This is a genomic window from Thermosporothrix sp. COM3, from assembly GCF_059696735.1.
The window spans coordinates 2235163-2249809 of sequence record NZ_AP019376.1; the positions used below are offsets into that span (position 1 = coordinate 2235163).

Here is a 14647-nt window from a genome sequence, read left to right on the forward strand (position 1 = left end):
GAGGGATTCTGTGATAGAACAGGCTCGGAGACCGATGACAACAGTTATGCTGTCAAGCACGCTTGGTGCTACTATTGAATGGTATGATTTTTTTGCCATTTGGGGTGGTAGGGATCTGATCTCCAGAGGCAGTGTGCCGCTGCGTCCTCATTCAACCTGATCCACTGAGTTCTCAGCAATGCAACGTTCTGAAAACAGGTTTTGAGGCGGATGCTGATGTTTCGGGAGAGATAGAAAGATCCGGTGAGCCGAGAGAGTGCCGCGTTCCGGAGCAAAGGAGTGCGAGTCATGGATCTCATGCCCTGCTTGCGCTCGGTGATCCTGACGTTGATGGAGATGATAATCAGGATAAGAGTAGGACGTGCAAACTCTATATACCCCCTTGAATGTACTCTCCCTGTGGAAAGTCAGAAAAACCGATGAGGAAAGTGTTTAAGTACCGACTCGCGCCGACCAAGAAGCAAGAACACACGTTGTTCTGGACGCTTTCTCTCTGCCGCGAACTCTACAATGCGGCCTTGCAGGAACGCCGTGGTGCTTATGAGAGCACGTCAAGCGGCATCCAGGCTTCTATGACCCCGAAACACGCGCGCGGCTCACCCGTGAACTGATGGTCAACTACTACCAGCAAAAGCGCGACCTCGTAGAGATAAAAGCCCTGCGTGAAGAATATCGGGACGTCCATTCTCAAGTCTTGCAGGATATCTTGCCATCTGCGCTGTCCAGAGCTGTGGCTGAAGGAGAGGGCGTTGCTCATCTCGCCATGCTTGATAGTATGTGGGGCACCAGACAGGCCATTTGCGCACCAGCTCCGTCTGTGGCAACCCGTGTGCCCACGACCAGAGCGTTAAGGTGCGCAAATCTGGGCGGATGGTGAGACGTTCCAGCGCATCAGACCACCCCCAACCGGCGAATATATGTTGAAGAGCAATACCATCGAGTGGTTTTGCTACTGGTCTTCTTTCTCCCTGCCAACAGAGCAACCAAAAGAATGGCTTTTACGATGGAGTGGAAATTCCTTGTTTTTCAAGAAAGACGAGACGCAACCATGGTGAGACCGTTTCTTCCTGGAAGAGGGTGTAACCAAGCTCCCGATACAAATGCAAATTCCCCTCGCTTCGATGGCCTGTGAAGAGTTCATAGCGAACTGCGCTGCGGAAGTGGTCTTCAATGGCGTACATGAGCTTTGTTCCAAGACCGCGACCTTGCAGTCGGGGATGGACGATGAGGCGTCCAATATGACAGGTACCTTCACGAAGTTGTCCCCGTACCGAACCAACAATTTCTTCTCTGAGTCGAGCAATAAGAATGGAATGGGTGTCATACTCAAAGAGCAAATCGGTGAGAGATTGCGTTAAAGGTGCAATGGTGTGATAAACGTTTCTAAGAGATGGTGTCAAACGTTGACACATAGCGTCATTTGTAGTATACTTCAGCTATGAAGTTGAGTCAATACGCCAAGCAACAAGGTATTAGCTACCGGACGGCTTTCCGTTGGTGGCGGCCGGTCACATTAAAGGATACCAAGCCCCTTCAGGAACGATCATTGTCACACCTGAGGAGCCAACTACAACACAGGAAAAGGTTGCCATTTATGCTCGCGTCTCCACACGGGAACGGAAAGACAACCTGGAACGACAGATTGAACGCCTGAGTTCCTATTGTGCGGCAAAAGGCTATCAAATCAGTCTGAGTGTCAAAGAGATCGCTTCAGGAGTGAATGATCGTCGTCCCAAACTCTTGAGCTTGCTGAAGGATACCAGCATTACCCGCATTGTGGTTGAGCACAAGGATCGTCTCACACGCTTCGGGTTTCACTATCTGGAAACGCTCTTAGAGACGCAAGGACGAACCATTGAAGTGGTCAATCTTGCTGAGAACGACCACGAGGATCTGATGGCTGATTTGACAGCTCTCTTGTATTCGTTTACCGCCCGCATGTACGGGCAACGCAGGGCAAAACACAAAACAGAGCGAATAGTAAAAGAGCTTGAAAGCATGGAGGATGAGGCATGCAATTAGTTGAGCAGCATTGTATTGGAAAGCACGATCCGCGTTTCGCTGTGATTGATGACGCGGCATTCCGCTCCAAAAATTTGTACAATGCCGCCAACTATCTGATACGCCAATCCTTCATCCATCACGGGGTCTATCTCAACTATGTAACGATTTTCCACCAGATGAAGGCTCATGAAGCCTATCAAGCCCTCCCGCGCAAAGTCAGTAATGATGTGCTTCGCTTGCTAGACAAGAACTGGAAGTCCTTTTTTAAGGCGATGAAAGCCTATGAAGAGGACCCATCCAAGTTCTTAGGGCGTCCCAAATTGCCGAAGTACAAAGAGAAGGATGGGCGCAATATCCTCATCTATGACAAGCAGGCATTGAGCAAAACCGCACTGGAACAAGGGATCATCGCTCCATCGCAGTTGGGAATCACCATCCCAACGAAGCAAGCCAACATCAAGCAGGTGCGCATTGTACCTGGTGGGAATCACTACGTTGTAGAAGTTGTCTATGAATGTGAAGAACACCTATGCGATGTTGACCCTCGTCTTGTTGCTGCTATAGATATGGGTCTCGATTGTCTTGCTACGCTAACCTCAAACAAGCCAGGGTTTTCCCCGCGTCTTGTGAACGGGCGTCCGCTCAAGTCAATCAATCAGTACTACAATAAGCAACGAGCCAAGATGCAAAGCAAGTTGGGCAAACGTGGGATCAGTCGCCGCCTCGACCGCTTTACGAATAAGCGCACTCGCAAGATCAATCACTACCTGCATACGCAAAGCCGCCGCTTGATTGATATCCTGGTCGAAGAGGGCATTGGGACGCTGGTCATTGGGAAGAACCCTGAATGGAAGCAGGAAATCAAGATCGGGAGACGCAACAATCAGAACTTCGTCCAGATCCCCCATGCACGCTTCATCGATATGTTGACCTACAAGGCCAAATTGGTAGGAATTCAGGTCATCCTGGTGGAAGAAAGCCACACCAGCAAGTGCAGCTTTCTTGACCTGGAGCCGATCCACCATCATGACCGTTATATGGGCAAACGGGTGAAACGTGGCTTGTTCCGAGCCTCCAATGGACGACGCATCCATGCAGACGTCAATGGCAGCTACAACATACTGAGAAAAGCAATCCCTGAATCCTTCGGGCAGGGGATAGAGGGCGTGGCAGTCCGTCCCGTGGGTTTACCCACATACTGAGCAATGTTTGTCATTGTTTTAGAGAACTGTGATGGTTTTGATAGCACCAGCAAGTCTCATCTCCGACGCGTCGTTCTGGTCGAATAGTATGATTTTTGCGATTCATCTAAATTAGTTTACGTTCTTGAGTGCTAGTAATCTCAAAGCTATGGGCGATCTGATTGCTAGCATGGGTGGCTGTTCTCTCGCTCTGATAATGCCCCTTTTATAGATAACATCCTGCTCAAGTTGAGTCAATCAAGAACCAGCGCATGTTCTTCGGTACATATTCAGGGACCTCAAGTTGTTGTGGGTGTGTGAAATGAGGGTGTTGTTGCTGAAGATGCAAGCAGTTGTGACGCAGGCAAAAGGGCTCAGAAAGGCGGGACTGGATGTGCTTGAATTGGCGGAGTTCCTTTACCGCTTCAATAAGATCGTGATCCAGGGCAAGCCCATCCCTCGCCTGGTCCACTGTACAAAACTGTGAGAGGGGAAATGTCTGCCAGGCCAGGTCAAACCAAGCCCGGTTGTAATCTGCGTAACCGCTTCTCTCAACGAAAGCGGGAGATGCTGCCCTTCTTTCATGATTTTGTGGTCCTCTTTGACAACAACCAGGCTGAACGTGAACTGCGGATGGTGAAAGTGCCGCAGAAGGTGTTGGGCTGCTTTCACGCTCGGGAAGGTGCGGGCATGTTCTGTCGCATTCGCAGTTTCCTTTCTCCACTGGACAAGCAAGGCTTCACCCTGCTCAAATCAGGGGGTCTCAGGGTATCTAACGCTGTTGGCCTTTTTCCTCGCCTTTCTGAACGGTTCCCGATTTTCCTGGCCTATCTCATCTTGCTATAAGCGAGGTTCTGAATGAGGAACGAGATGGAAAACGTATCGTCAGGATAATTGTACCAATTTGTCTCCGTTGGCTCTGGGGATTGACACCCTGAATCACAAGCGAGGCCTATTCTCTTAACAAATCTACAGCATCATCAAAGCTTATCTGGCCCTCCGAGAGCTGATCAAGGACGTCCAAGCGCTGAGAAGTGTTCTCTTCCTCAGATGAATACTCTATAGCGGCAACAATTTCGTCTAAATGATTGCGTGCGGTGTTGTAAGCGACATTCAATTCTGCCGCCAGGCGCTGGATATTTCCCCGGTGCTTGACAAGCAGCCCTACAAATGTAAGCTGTTGAGGTGTCAGCCGCCCCATCCAATCAAGGCTGAATCTTCCCTCGATCACAATGCCGCTCCGCAGCCCTTCCAGGCGGGTTACAATCAATGAGTCGCCGTTTACTGGATCTTTCGTGATGAGTGGATTAAGCGAATTCATAAGTGTTTCCTTTCTGAAGAATCGAAGCAATATAGAATGAGCCAATCACTGTGCAGCTTCTCATTCGTCCTTTTTATTCAGGGACGATGAGGCGTAGAGAGGATCTATCTCATGATTCTTCATTTGAAAAAATTGTTTCATCGTCAGATGACTTCATTCTGTTGCGGGCAAAATCTCTGACATATCCTGCACTAACACCGGAATATTTAAGAGCGATGATCTGGTCCACTGACAGAACATCTAGTCCTGCCTCTCGCAGTTCTCTCACGTAATTCGCGCTAATCTCACAGCTCTTCAAGGTGATAATTTGGTCTGTTTTCAGATCGCCTAATCCAGCTTCGCACAGGGATTTGACATAGTTTGCGCTTACGCCATTCATTTTGAGAGTGGCAAGTTCGTCCGCTGTAAGCTCCACCAATCCCGCCTCTCGCAATGCTTTTACGTAGTCTGCATTAATCCCACAGCTCTTCAAGGTGATAATTTGGTCTGTTTTCAGATCGCCTAATCCAGCTTCGCGTAAGGATTTGACATAGTTTGCGCTTACGCCATTCATTTTGAGAGTGGCAAGTTCGTCCGTTGTAAGCTCCACCAATCCTGTCCCTCGCAATGCTTTCACATAGTCCGTACCTGCATCATGGGGTTTGTCCCACTTTAGCCCTACTGCTCTTAGCCCCCTATCCAGGGTCTTACCATATCCTCGTATCCTCCCCATAGCTTCTTGAGTGTATTCATCTGTTCGCAGTCCTTCCTCTAGCCGCTTCTCCGTATCAGTCGTGCTTTTAGCGCTGAGGATGTCCATCAACTTGTTTGCCTGTTCCACGGAAAGTCTTCCGGCGGCTACCATCTCAAGTATCTTTATGCGTTCTTCTTTTGTCATAATCCTTCCACCTGACGCAAATAGTTGACGTTTATTTGCCATAAAATTGGCAGAAAATGCTAGGTTCAATAGTAATAATAGCTTTTATTTTGGGCTGCTGTCAAGTTATTGCAAATGAATTTGGCAAATTATGTCAATAAATTTGCAAATCATCGCTATATTGCTTGACAAACTTCTCGCTGATCAGTAAAATAATGTTTGTCGGTTGGCAAAAATTGCTAAAAGTAATAGCAAGTAAATCGGAAGGGGGAACTGAAGATCTGATAGAGTATGAGGAAAGCTAGCCATAACCAGAATGAATGGGGTCTTCCTGGAAGCACAGATGATAATCAGAAGCGAGGAATTATCATGTCAGCTTTTTTAAATCCAGCGAAATTCACCCCGGGCAATACACCAGAGATAGTGCAGCAAGCATACGAGGTTAACTCGCAGGAGAATTTGATTGACGGCACGATGGTAGATAAGCGCATATATACCGAGTTCAATGGCTTGTTGGCTGATGTGTCGAAGGTTACTATTCTATAAGGAGAAGGTTGTGCGAAAAAATTCGATTCAGGTAGAAGGTATACAAAAATCCTATAAGGATCATGACGTCTTAAAAGGGGTGAATTTCACCGTGGAACAGGGCAGTATTTTTGCCCTGCTTGGCTCCAACGGCGCAGGCAAGACCACGCTGGTCAAAATCCTCACCACGCTCCTCAAACAGGACAGTGGAACAGCCATCGTCAACGGTTTTGATGTCGCCTCAGAGCCTGCCCGCGTCCGGCAATCCATCAGTCTCACCGGGCAGTTTGCCGCTGTGGATGAGATGTTGACCGGGCGAGAAAATCTCATTCTGATCGCTCGACTTCGACACCTCAAACAGCCACGTCAGGTGGCTGATGAGTTGTTGGCCCGCTTTGGCTTAACCGATGCTGCTAACCGCAGGGCGTCAACATATTCAGGCGGGATGCGCCGCAGGCTTGACCTGGCCATGAGTCTGGTGGGAACACCGCCGATCCTGTTCCTTGATGAGCCAACCACCGGCTTGGACCCTGAAGCCCGCATCGAGGTGTGGAAAGAGGTGAAGGCGCTTGCCGATGGGGGCACCACCGTCTTCTTGACCACGCAGTACCTGGAAGAGGCGGAACAGCTTGCTGACCATATTGCGATTCTCCATGAGGGCAAGATTCTTGCCAGTGGCACGCTCATGGAGCTCAAAAAGCTCTTTCCCCCGGCCCAGGTGGAGTATGTGGAAAAACAACCGACCCTGGAAGAGATTTTTCTTGCCATCATTGGCAAAAAGGAGCACCGATAAATGGAAATGTCACCGAGAACTTCCGCGCAAACCCGGATCCAGAACCACTTTTTCAGCGATATGAGCGTGATGGTTGGCCGTTCGATGCGCCACATTTTCCGCAGCCTGGATACCATCATCACAGTCACGATCATACCAATTGCGATGATGTTGCTCTTCGTGTATGTCTTCGGAGGCGCTATTCAAACCGGGACAGGGAACTATGTCAATTACCTCTTACCCGGGATCTTATTGATGGCGATTGCAAGCGGGGTTTCCTACACCGCGTTCCGCTTGTTTACTGATGTGCAGAAAGGGATCATGGAGCGCTTTCGCTCGATGCCAATAGCCCCCTCTACCCTGCTGTGGGGACATGTGCTGACCTCGCTGGTCTCCAACGCGATTTCGGTGGCGGTCATCGTGCTTGTGGCGTTGATCATGGGCTTTCGTTCGTCGGCGGGTCTTCTGGCATGGCTTGCCGTTCTCGGTATCCTTGCGTTGTTTACGCTGGCCTTAACCTGGGTCGCGGTGATCCCTGGACTGACTGCCAAATCGATAGACGGCGCGACCGCCTTTTCGTATCCCTTGATCTTCCTGCCCTTTATCAGCTCGGCGTTTGTGCCAACGCAATCGATGCCATTTGTCGTCAGGGTCTTTGCCGAAAATCAGCCAGTGACGGCGATTGTGGAAACCGTTCGGGCGCTGCTCTCTGGACAGCCTGTGTCTCAGTCAATATGGATAGCGCTTGCCTGGTGCATCGGGATTCTGGTTGTGGCCTACTTCTTTGCGATCATAGCCTATCGAAAGCGTGTGTAAGCATGAAGGCCATGTCCAGGAAAAGACGTTCACACTATCGCTGTTCTTTATAAGAGATACTTTCAAAACAACTGTGTGACTTACTGTAGGTAGGACATACTGCTCTGCGGAGGAGCGAAAGCACTTCCCTTTGTGGAGTATGTCCTACCAATCGAGTAGAAGATCATACAAAGAGAAAGAAGAAGAAAGATGCCACCGCTCTATCACTAGTTGCGCCGACTTGGGTCGCAAGCCTCCCCCTGTGTATGGTTGCTTATGTCAGGTGACCCCCACGCCTAAAGGCGGGGGCTTGCATCTAGCCCCGAAGGACTGACACGATAGCCCGCCTGACAGGTCGGGCCACTTTCTCTAGATCTACCAGAGAGAGCAAGACAAGCCAGATACTTGTCCCGAATGTTGTACGCAGCATTCAGGTCTGCATTGAGTTGATAGCCACACTGGCGGCAAAGGAAGAGCGATTGAGAACGGCGAAAGAAACGGAGCCGCGGCGGGAGAGAACACCCAGGCTGTTTCTCTGTGACTACTCTCAGCTCTTCGGTTGCAGGAGGAGACAGAAAACCACGGAGAAAGCGTGCACGTTCCCCTTCTGAAAGCAGGCCTGGTTCAAGAGCGGACCAGCGCTCGCGTTCCCATTTTACTCGAAATGCACTCGAAGTGCTTGTTCAAGCTGTTGGTAGTTGTTGTTCACTCGCATTGCCCGCTTGCTTGCTCCTTCTGCTTCTAGTTTGTCGCGTGAGAGCGGCATCAGAGAGTCAAGTCCCCCACACGCATCATCTCTTCATGTCTCCACAAGACAGGAACATCTCTCTTCCTCTTTTGTCTGTTCGAATCCCGAAGCCGGGAGGAAGGCAGTTTCGACCGCCGGGGTTCCCGCGCCGCTTCTGGTGCCATCTCGCGGACCAGTTTGCGGGAACCTCCGTTTGTGGCCTCTTTTTGGGCTTCAACACGCGCTCTTTTTTCGGTGAAAATGCGGTCAACCCGCTTGTCACGCCGTGCGGGAACCTCAGTACGAAACAGTGGGAACACCAGGTTCCCGCGGAATGGGTCATTGTGTCTCATCCTCACGAAGGCGCCGTTTCCAGTATAATGCATGCCGGGAGCAAACACAAGCTCTTGTGGCGTGCTGCCTGGTTGTGAAAACGAGGTATGTATTTCCAGTCCCGTGATCGGCACCGTTTTGAGCAGCCGGTCATCCAACCAGATCCCAAAGGAGCGGCTGGCGGCTCGCAGCAGCGCTGTCACAAACTGGCTCGAGCCACACCCACCAGGCTGAAAAAACGCGGAGGCTGGAATAATCCGGTGCCCTGCTTGTAGGATTCACGACGATCAAGGTGAATCCTACACGCTATCCTGCCTGAATGCTCACTCACACATTGCCTGCAAGCCGCTCTGGCACACGCGATAATCCTGCGCCTCATCCATGATGACCTGTCTCACCAGCTCTCGGTCATGCAAACGCGAGACAATCCGATGATCTATCCCCTCCAGCGCCATCCGGTTCGAGGTGATCACCGTCGGCAGCATCGCGTTGTAGCGGTGATTGAGCAATTGGAAGAGCTTCTCATTGGCCCAGGGTGTCCGATGCTCCGCCCCCAGATCATCGAGCACCAGTAGCTCCACCTCCCGGATGCGCGCAAACAGCTCATCATAGGTTGTCGGCGCATTGGGCGCAAATGCCGAGCGCAAATGATCCAGCAGATCTGGCACCGTTAGAAATACCACGCGTTCCCCGGCCGCCAGCCGCTCATGCGCAATCGCCACTGCCAGATGTGTCTTGCCACAGCCATAGGACCCCAGCAACACCAACCATCCTGCTGGCTGTTCAGCATAGGCGAGCGCCGCTGTATAGGCCTCTGCCACTCCCGGCACACTCGCCTCAAAGCGCTCAAAGGTCGCTTGCCTGTACCTGGGCAACGTATCCAGCCGCGAGAGCTCTCGCAACCGGGCCGCCTCTCGCTGGTGTTGTGCTTTGCGCGTGCACACGCAAGGGAGAGCCTTGCCAAACTGCGGATGGCCAAACGGAACCTCCCGCCGTACAAATCCCGTCCCTCGGCACTGCGCACAGCGCTCCTCTGAAGCCTGCTGCGGCCCCTGCCCAGGCGAGAGCATCGTTACCTGCGGCGGGCGGGTCCGCCATGTCGATCGCGCCAATAGCGCCCCCAACGATTCCAGTCCGTGATCTCGTCGTTTCATCCTCATGCACTCCTTCTCTGCTGTGTTTCACGTTCACGCGCGCTCATCCCTTTGATGAGTCGTAGCCCCTCCACGGCTTTGCTCACCAGCACCTGCCCCGCTTCGCCGGCGGACGTCTTCCAACGCAAGCACACCTGCCACCCGCTCTCGGTCGGCTGTGCCGCACTCTCCAGGTGCAGCCCCAGGGAAGTGGCTTGCTGCGCCAGGATCGTGGCCAGTTGCTGGGCTTGTCGCTGCGTCAGCCCGCTGGAGAGCAATGGTTCCTCCGTCTGAGCACGAACAGGGGCCATCAAGGGGGATTCAACGGACGGGATGCGAGAAGCAGGCTGTTCTTGCCCTTTCGCGGCGGCTGCCGCCCGCTGCCTCGCCATCACCGCGTAGGGGATCTGCTCCTGCGACAGGCAAGAGCGCTCTACAGGCCCCCGGAGCCGCAGCTTCTGCTGCTTGAGATGCTCCAGAAAGGCATAGATCCGATGGCGTCCATGCGAATCCCGATGCACCAGATCATGCACATGCACCTGTTCCCCTTGATGCGTGCGTCGCCAGTACGCGTCCGAGCCATGCGTCCAGGCGGCCTCGATCTCCTGCAAACTGACCTTCGGTTCCAGCGTGAGCAGGCGCGCCGCTGCCCGCAGTTCGTGCCCGCGTTGCTCCCGCGAATACCCCTTTCCCCGCAGTCGCTCTACCAGCGCTACCACGGCCTCGGCTTCGACGGGTCTGGCATGCAACACGGCTTCGCCTGGGGAACCCACCTCACTCGCTTCGGCTTCAGCGGGCTGCATGGTTGAAGCTGGCAGCGCTTTCCCGGCCATACCAGGGACCGGCACGGTTTCTTGCTGAACTTCAGCAGCAGCAACGACAGGGGGCGCAACACGAGGAGAGAGCGGGGCCTGCTTTCCCTGGTCCCCCTCGACGCCTGGTGTGGCAGAAAGCGGAGAGCGCTCCACACGGGTGCTCGTTCTGCCGCTTCGGGCTTGAACACCAAGCCCATCATCCAGGAGAGAAACAGCAGCAGCACCTTCTCTCTCAGTTCGCTCCGTCTGATGAGTCGTCTGCACGGAAGCTGCTTCTTTTGGTCCTTGCTTTTCTTTTTCTTCTCTTTTCTCTTTCGTAGAGGGGCGCCAATGTGGAAGAGGGGGCCCGCCAATTTGGAAAGAGACGTTGTCATTTTGGAAAGGGGGCCCACCCTTGTGGGAAGAGGTGTTGCCACTGTGGATGAAGAAGCCGTCAACGCTCTCGCCCTTCCCCTCCTGCCAGAAGAACCGATGCGGGTCCGCCACGTGCGGCAAGGCATCGAGTGCCTGCTGGATCGCCTCCACCTGGAGCTGATAGCGCGCTCTGCCCAACGGATCCCCTGGCTCCTGACGCACCTGCACATACCCTCGCTCTGTGAGCCGCTTGAGTGCCCGCCGCAGCGTCGTCTTACTCATCGAGAGCGGCTGTTTCGCTCCTCCCACCTTCGCTGTATCAAACTTGTAGAGGCGCGAGAGTAGCTGGGCCTGCGAGAGCCGCACCCATCCCGACGGCTCCGGCGGCACTGCACGGCCGATTCGTTGGATTGCAGCAGCTTCCTGTCGCCAGCGCTGTCGCTGATACTCAAGCTCACCTTCCAACACCCGCAAGATTTGTGCCTCTAACTCATCCCGGGTCAGCAGCACATATTCCAACCGCACCATCAAAAACACGCCATATGGAAAGCGAAACAGGCTTGTGCGTTCCATGCATCTTCTCCTTTTCTGGTAATGAGAGCATTGGAGTTGAGTCGATGGCTTCCCATCTCTTTTGTGAGAACATATCCTGTGTCATGGCGGTATTCCATCGCTCTAGGGGAGGAGCGTACGAACTCCCATGTCTGGTACTTCTCTTCCCATGGGAAGGCTCTCTCTCCTCATGCTTTTCGTAAAAAAATCTTTTTCCTCGTTGTACAGAATGATTCCAGTTCTCGCTCGGAAAGAGTCTGGAAAATGCCCTGAAAAGACTCTTTCTTTTCTCTGGCACTTTTAGTATTTTGTCATGTGATTTGCTAATGTCATTGTTTTTACGATAGTATCAAGTATAATGCAGGAAGAAATGGGGATACCCTTCTTTCCAGGGATTGCTTTTTTCATTTCTTTTGCGTACAATATGAGGAAGTAGAGAGCTGTACTTATTTTAGCAATTGTTTTCTTGTTTACCAATAAGGAGAGATAGATGAATTTCCCAAATGCAGTACTGCCTTATATCTCTCCTCTGCCATTGTCTTATGCAGAGCATCTTCTTTATCTCCTCAAGCAAAAATACCCGGAGGAGAATGAACAAGCACTGCTTGCTCTTCTCTTGCAAAGGGTGCAAGAAAAACGAGATAGTGTCTTTCGCTATATTCATCCATTTGCCTTGAACCGGGAGAAGAGAAGAGTTCCGTCGTTTGTCAAACTCTCGACGGAATGGTTGAAGCGGGCGCTGTATGAGCATACCCCGGAGCAAATACCAGAAGCGGAGCGACGAGTTCCTCATTCTACTTACACCTATTGGGTAAAATCGGGCTACATTCATCATGAGAGGTTTGGGAGACCGGATCCTCATAGTGCTGCGGCTGTCTTAATCTTACGAATGCTAGTTGATGTTCCCGGCTGGCGGCTCTTTCCACCGTCTATCCAGGAACAAGAAAAAGACCGTTATTGTCTGGTGCAGCTTTCTCCAAAGGCGACCCCCACCTTATGCCGTCTTTCTGAACTTGGGCATTTGCCTCCGTCTGCGTTGGTATGGAGTCCGTGGGCTGGTGAAGCGGCTTGGAGTGAAGGGTGGGAGCTTATTGGGCGGGGTCAATATTACCTCGGATCTATTCGATTTGCCCGAGTGAAATGGGTGGATGATCTTGCCTGGTGGGATATTACTTTGAAGGATTTGCAAGCGTGGGATGCGCGAGGGGCTTCATGCTATCTTCATCATCCTGGGAATGAGGAAGCTCAAGTCCAGGCCCTCGCGCGTTGTATTTTGCATCGTCTGTCCGTGTCCCGTTTGGGAGACTTCTCGATGAAGAAAGGTTGAGTGAAATGGAAAACAAAATCGATTACTTTAACAGAGCGCAAAAGGCTCAAGAAATGAAGCGGCTCATTGAACAAAGTGATTTATTTGACTCACAGGTTGGTGGAATGCTTGATGTCTTTTCTCCTTCTGAACGTGATCAGATACAATCCATTGTGGATCTGGGCTGTGGGCCAGCAGGGACACTCCGAAAGGCAGCGCGAGAGTATCCTGACAAGCAGTTTCTTGGCGTCGATAATGCGCCTGATATGCTGGATTTTGCCCGTGCCGAGACAATGACGAGTAAGATTACGAATGTGGAGTTTTTAGCAGCAGATTTGCGCAAGCTTCCTTTTCCGTTACGGACGCAAAGCTTTGATCTTGTCTATGCTCGCTTAGTTTTTGGCTTCCTGCAGCGCAATTTTTATCCCTATTTTGTTGAAGAGATGGTACGGATTCTGCGGCCAGGGGGGTGGGTGTTGTGGTGGGATTGCGATTTTTCCCCATTCACATCTTCTCCAAGCCTGGCGAAGCTGTATAGTCTAGGAAAATTAGCCTTTTTCCGTTCTGGAGTAGGGCATCAAATTGACGCATTACATATTACGTCACCGCTTCTGGGCATCTTTCAAGGCGCGGGTTTAGAAGAGGTCAGGCAGCGTATCCAAATAATTGATTGCAGTTATGGCACCTCTTTTACTGAGGCATGTTTTCGCGATAATAAAGATTTATTTTCTCAGTTGAAAGGATACTGCCAAAAAATGGGAGTCGTAAATGAAGCTCCTCACAAGGAGTTAGAGGTGACAGAAGAAGAATATGACTATCTTGTATCCAGGCTAGATGAGGAGATGCATCGTCAGGACTTCGTTGTTCGCTTCGTTTTCATTGCAACGATCGGTCGTAAGCCTGCAATATAGTGCAACAATTGCAACCTTCCTGTTCATTCTCCGGGAGAGGGAGAGTGTTCCCCTTTCTTGAAAATGTTTTGGAAGCTGTGGAAGAAAACCAGAGAAAGGAGCATGAGATGTCAAGCAAGGCTGTGGTTTCCCAATTAGTGGAGGCCTGGAATGCAGATGATATGGTTCGCTTTTATGATTGTTTTGCGGAGCAATGTGTCTTTCATTCGTTAGAGGATTTTGGCCTTCCCCCGACGCTAGCCGGATACCGGCAGATTATTTCGGCCTTCGTTGCAGGTTTTTCTGAACGAAGGATGACGCTTCTCGAGCTTGTTGCGCAAGACGAACGAGTTGCGGTGCTGGTAAGGGAAGAGGGGCGTCATACCGGGCCCTGGCAGGGCATCGCTCCAACGAACAAGCGAGTGCAGTTTGAGGAAGCGGCCTTTTATCGCCTGGCGCATGGCAAAATTGTCGAGTGGCGGCTGGTTGCCAATCCGGCTCAGCTTCTGCACCAACTCCACTCCTGACTTCTGGAGAGAGGTCTTCCCTCTCTCTTGCTCAAACACGCATTGTACTTTCGCCATTGGAAGAGGGATCTTGGATGTATCAACGAAGGACAACAAAAAAATGTGCACAGAATCCGCGTATTCACCACTTTAGCTTGCAAGGATTACCAGCCGGCCATACGTTGGCCTTGAATCTGGATTTGGGGACATTATCTTACCTGGTGTATGAGCATGACACGCTTCGTTTACTGGCACAGGAATATTTTTGTCCCTCAGAGCTGAGTGTGCTTTCTCCCTTATTGGAGCAACATCCGTATTTTTGTCCGTATGAACATCTCTATGCCTGCTACTATTATAGTTCGACTCTGCACGAAGCGATAGAGCGCGCCCGGCATCTTCTGCTGAAGGCGGCGGAAGAAGGAAAATGGGACCAGGAAATTCGACCGATTCGCGACGCGCTCTCTCGTACACGAATAAAGTTGCGGAGTCTGGGCTTAGATGTTTTGACGTTGCATCAGACGGGCTACCTGTTGCATTGTAATGTCGCCTGACATGTTCTCATGTTGTAGAGGTGTGC

20 protein-coding genes and 2 pseudogenes are annotated in these 14647 nt (G+C 51.5%); 14 read left to right on the forward strand and 8 right to left on the reverse strand.

Annotated features, from left to right (window positions below):
• Positions 1 to 419: 419 nt before the first annotated feature.
• Positions 420 to 491: pseudogene (locus tag KTH_RS09535) on the forward strand (helix-turn-helix domain-containing protein); the annotation flags it as partial.
• Positions 492 to 538: 47 nt separating this feature from the next.
• On the opposite strand, the gene KTH_RS09540 reads toward KTH_RS09535, so the two are convergent.
• The 3 genes from KTH_RS09540 to KTH_RS09550 are packed head-to-tail and all read right to left on the reverse strand — an operon-like array spanning position 539 to position 1400.
• Complete coding sequence (locus KTH_RS09540; RefSeq protein ID WP_497623321.1) at positions 539 to 685, reverse strand: hypothetical protein; 147 nt, start codon at positions 683 to 685, stop codon at positions 539 to 541.
• Entirely contained in the window at positions 615 to 983 is a 369-nt protein-coding gene (locus tag KTH_RS09545; protein ID WP_497618150.1) for a hypothetical protein, read from the reverse strand. Before KTH_RS09545 ends, KTH_RS09540 begins: the two co-directional genes overlap by 71 nt.
• A 15-nt stretch (positions 984 to 998) precedes the next feature.
• Complete coding sequence (locus KTH_RS09550; protein WP_497618152.1) at positions 999 to 1400, reverse strand: GNAT family N-acetyltransferase; 402 nt, start codon at positions 1398 to 1400, stop codon at positions 999 to 1001.
• Between the two features lie 38 nt (positions 1401 to 1438).
• Here KTH_RS09550 and KTH_RS09555 point away from each other — a divergent pair.
• From KTH_RS09555 to KTH_RS09570, 4 genes and pseudogenes are all read left to right on the forward strand, one after another.
• Positions 1439 to 2022: pseudogene (locus tag KTH_RS09555) on the forward strand (IS607 family transposase).
• Positions 2013 to 3206: an RNA-guided endonuclease InsQ/TnpB family protein gene (locus KTH_RS09560; protein WP_497618153.1), complete on the forward strand. Its 1194-nt coding sequence runs from the start codon at positions 2013 to 2015 to the stop codon at positions 3204 to 3206. Before KTH_RS09555 ends, KTH_RS09560 begins: the two are co-directional and overlap by 10 nt.
• Before the next feature lie 322 nt (positions 3207 to 3528).
• Entirely contained in the window at positions 3529 to 3672 is a 144-nt protein-coding gene (locus KTH_RS09565) for a hypothetical protein (protein ID WP_497618155.1), read from the forward strand.
• Between the two features lie 8 nt (positions 3673 to 3680).
• The gene (locus KTH_RS09570; RefSeq protein ID WP_497618156.1) at positions 3681 to 4031 is read left to right on the forward strand and encodes an IS66 family transposase; all 351 of its coding nucleotides are present in this window, start codon (positions 3681 to 3683) and stop codon (positions 4029 to 4031) included.
• A 106-nt stretch (positions 4032 to 4137) separates the two neighbouring features.
• Here KTH_RS09570 and KTH_RS09575 read toward each other — a convergent pair whose 3' ends face one another.
• Entirely contained in the window at positions 4138 to 4506 is a 369-nt protein-coding gene (locus KTH_RS09575; protein WP_497618158.1) for a DUF2089 domain-containing protein, read from the reverse strand.
• A gap of 109 nt (positions 4507 to 4615) precedes the next feature.
• Positions 4616 to 5383 carry a hypothetical protein gene (locus KTH_RS09580; RefSeq protein ID WP_497618159.1) on the reverse strand — a complete coding sequence of 256 codons (768 nt, stop codon included), beginning with the start codon at positions 5381 to 5383 and terminating at the stop codon, positions 4616 to 4618.
• Positions 5384 to 5731: 348 nt separating this feature from the next.
• Between KTH_RS09580 and KTH_RS09585 the strand changes: the two genes are divergently transcribed.
• Genes KTH_RS09585 through KTH_RS09595 form a run of 3 tightly spaced genes read left to right on the forward strand, consistent with a single transcriptional unit; the run spans position 5732 to position 7475 of the window.
• Positions 5732 to 5908, forward strand: a complete 177-nt coding sequence (locus KTH_RS09585) for a hypothetical protein (RefSeq protein ID WP_497618160.1) — start codon at positions 5732 to 5734, stop codon at positions 5906 to 5908.
• Positions 5909 to 5918: 10 nt separating this feature from the next.
• On the forward strand, positions 5919 to 6680 hold the full coding sequence (locus KTH_RS09590; RefSeq protein WP_497618162.1) for an ABC transporter ATP-binding protein: 762 nt from the start codon (positions 5919 to 5921) through the stop codon (positions 6678 to 6680).
• Positions 6681 to 7475 carry an ABC transporter permease gene (locus KTH_RS09595; protein ID WP_497618164.1) on the forward strand — a complete coding sequence of 265 codons (795 nt, stop codon included), beginning with the start codon at positions 6681 to 6683 and terminating at the stop codon, positions 7473 to 7475.
• 275 nt (positions 7476 to 7750) lie between these two features.
• Here the strand turns inward: KTH_RS09595 and KTH_RS09600 are convergent, their stop codons facing one another.
• Positions 7751 to 8071: a zinc ribbon domain-containing protein gene (locus tag KTH_RS09600; RefSeq protein WP_497623210.1), complete on the reverse strand. Its 321-nt coding sequence runs from the start codon at positions 8069 to 8071 to the stop codon at positions 7751 to 7753.
• Between the two features lie 220 nt (positions 8072 to 8291).
• On the opposite strand from KTH_RS09600, the gene KTH_RS09605 reads away from it, so the two are divergent.
• A complete protein-coding gene (locus tag KTH_RS09605) occupies positions 8292 to 8612 on the forward strand; it encodes a hypothetical protein (protein ID WP_497618166.1) in 321 nt (106 codons plus the stop codon).
• Positions 8613 to 8621: 9 nt separating this feature from the next.
• Positions 8622 to 8789: a hypothetical protein gene (locus tag KTH_RS09610; protein ID WP_497618168.1), complete on the forward strand. Its 168-nt coding sequence runs from the start codon at positions 8622 to 8624 to the stop codon at positions 8787 to 8789.
• 48 nt (positions 8790 to 8837) lie between these two features.
• Here the strand turns inward: KTH_RS09610 and KTH_RS09615 are convergent, their stop codons facing one another.
• Positions 8838 to 9668, reverse strand: coding sequence for an ATP-binding protein (locus tag KTH_RS09615; RefSeq protein ID WP_497618169.1), 831 nt, complete (start codon positions 9666 to 9668; stop codon positions 8838 to 8840).
• Between the two features lie 2 nt (positions 9669 to 9670).
• Positions 9671 to 11389: a hypothetical protein gene (locus tag KTH_RS09620; protein ID WP_497618171.1), complete on the reverse strand. Its 1719-nt coding sequence runs from the start codon at positions 11387 to 11389 to the stop codon at positions 9671 to 9673.
• Positions 11390 to 11858: 469 nt separating this feature from the next.
• On the opposite strand from KTH_RS09620, the gene KTH_RS09625 reads away from it, so the two are divergent.
• The 4 genes from KTH_RS09625 to KTH_RS09640 all read left to right on the forward strand — a co-directional run bounded on the left by KTH_RS09625 (position 11859) and on the right by KTH_RS09640 (position 14621).
• Positions 11859 to 12695 (forward strand): hypothetical protein, encoded by an 837-nt coding sequence (locus KTH_RS09625; protein ID WP_497618173.1) that lies wholly within the window; start codon positions 11859 to 11861, stop codon positions 12693 to 12695.
• 5 nt (positions 12696 to 12700) lie between these two features.
• On the forward strand, positions 12701 to 13585 hold the full coding sequence (locus KTH_RS09630; RefSeq protein ID WP_497618175.1) for a class I SAM-dependent methyltransferase: 885 nt from the start codon (positions 12701 to 12703) through the stop codon (positions 13583 to 13585).
• A gap of 107 nt (positions 13586 to 13692) precedes the next feature.
• Entirely contained in the window at positions 13693 to 14091 is a 399-nt protein-coding gene (locus KTH_RS09635; protein ID WP_497618176.1) for an ester cyclase, read from the forward strand.
• A gap of 74 nt (positions 14092 to 14165) precedes the next feature.
• A complete protein-coding gene (locus KTH_RS09640) occupies positions 14166 to 14621 on the forward strand; it encodes a hypothetical protein (RefSeq protein ID WP_497618178.1) in 456 nt (151 codons plus the stop codon).
• Positions 14622 to 14647: the final 26 nt, after the last annotated feature.

Excerpts from the sequence above, each read along its gene's own strand:
- KTH_RS09615 (WP_497618169.1), bottom strand. The coding sequence starts at position 9,668 with ATGAAACGACGAGATCACGGACTGGAATCGTTGGGGGCGCTATTGGCG.
- KTH_RS09575 (WP_497618158.1), bottom strand. The coding sequence starts at position 4,506 with ATGAATTCGCTTAATCCACTCATCACGAAAGATCCAGTAAACGGCGAC.
- KTH_RS09640 (WP_497618178.1), top strand. The coding sequence starts at position 14,166 with ATGTATCAACGAAGGACAACAAAAAAATGTGCACAGAATCCGCGTATT.
- KTH_RS09585 (WP_497618160.1), top strand. The coding sequence starts at position 5,732 with ATGTCAGCTTTTTTAAATCCAGCGAAATTCACCCCGGGCAATACACCA.
- KTH_RS09630 (WP_497618175.1), top strand. The coding sequence starts at position 12,701 with ATGGAAAACAAAATCGATTACTTTAACAGAGCGCAAAAGGCTCAAGAA.
- KTH_RS09595 (WP_497618164.1), top strand. The coding sequence starts at position 6,681 with ATGGAAATGTCACCGAGAACTTCCGCGCAAACCCGGATCCAGAACCAC.
- KTH_RS09610 (WP_497618168.1), top strand. The coding sequence starts at position 8,622 with ATGTATTTCCAGTCCCGTGATCGGCACCGTTTTGAGCAGCCGGTCATC.
- KTH_RS09580 (WP_497618159.1), bottom strand. The coding sequence starts at position 5,383 with ATGACAAAAGAAGAACGCATAAAGATACTTGAGATGGTAGCCGCCGGA.
- KTH_RS09570 (WP_497618156.1), top strand. The coding sequence starts at position 3,681 with ATGTCTGCCAGGCCAGGTCAAACCAAGCCCGGTTGTAATCTGCGTAAC.
- KTH_RS09635 (WP_497618176.1), top strand. The coding sequence starts at position 13,693 with ATGTCAAGCAAGGCTGTGGTTTCCCAATTAGTGGAGGCCTGGAATGCA.
- KTH_RS09560 (WP_497618153.1), top strand. The coding sequence starts at position 2,013 with ATGCAATTAGTTGAGCAGCATTGTATTGGAAAGCACGATCCGCGTTTC.
- KTH_RS09620 (WP_497618171.1), bottom strand. The coding sequence starts at position 11,389 with ATGGAACGCACAAGCCTGTTTCGCTTTCCATATGGCGTGTTTTTGATG.
- KTH_RS09625 (WP_497618173.1), top strand. The coding sequence starts at position 11,859 with ATGAATTTCCCAAATGCAGTACTGCCTTATATCTCTCCTCTGCCATTG.
- KTH_RS09540 (WP_497623321.1), bottom strand. The coding sequence starts at position 685 with ATGGACGTCCCGATATTCTTCACGCAGGGCTTTTATCTCTACGAGGTC.
- KTH_RS09565 (WP_497618155.1), top strand. The coding sequence starts at position 3,529 with ATGCAAGCAGTTGTGACGCAGGCAAAAGGGCTCAGAAAGGCGGGACTG.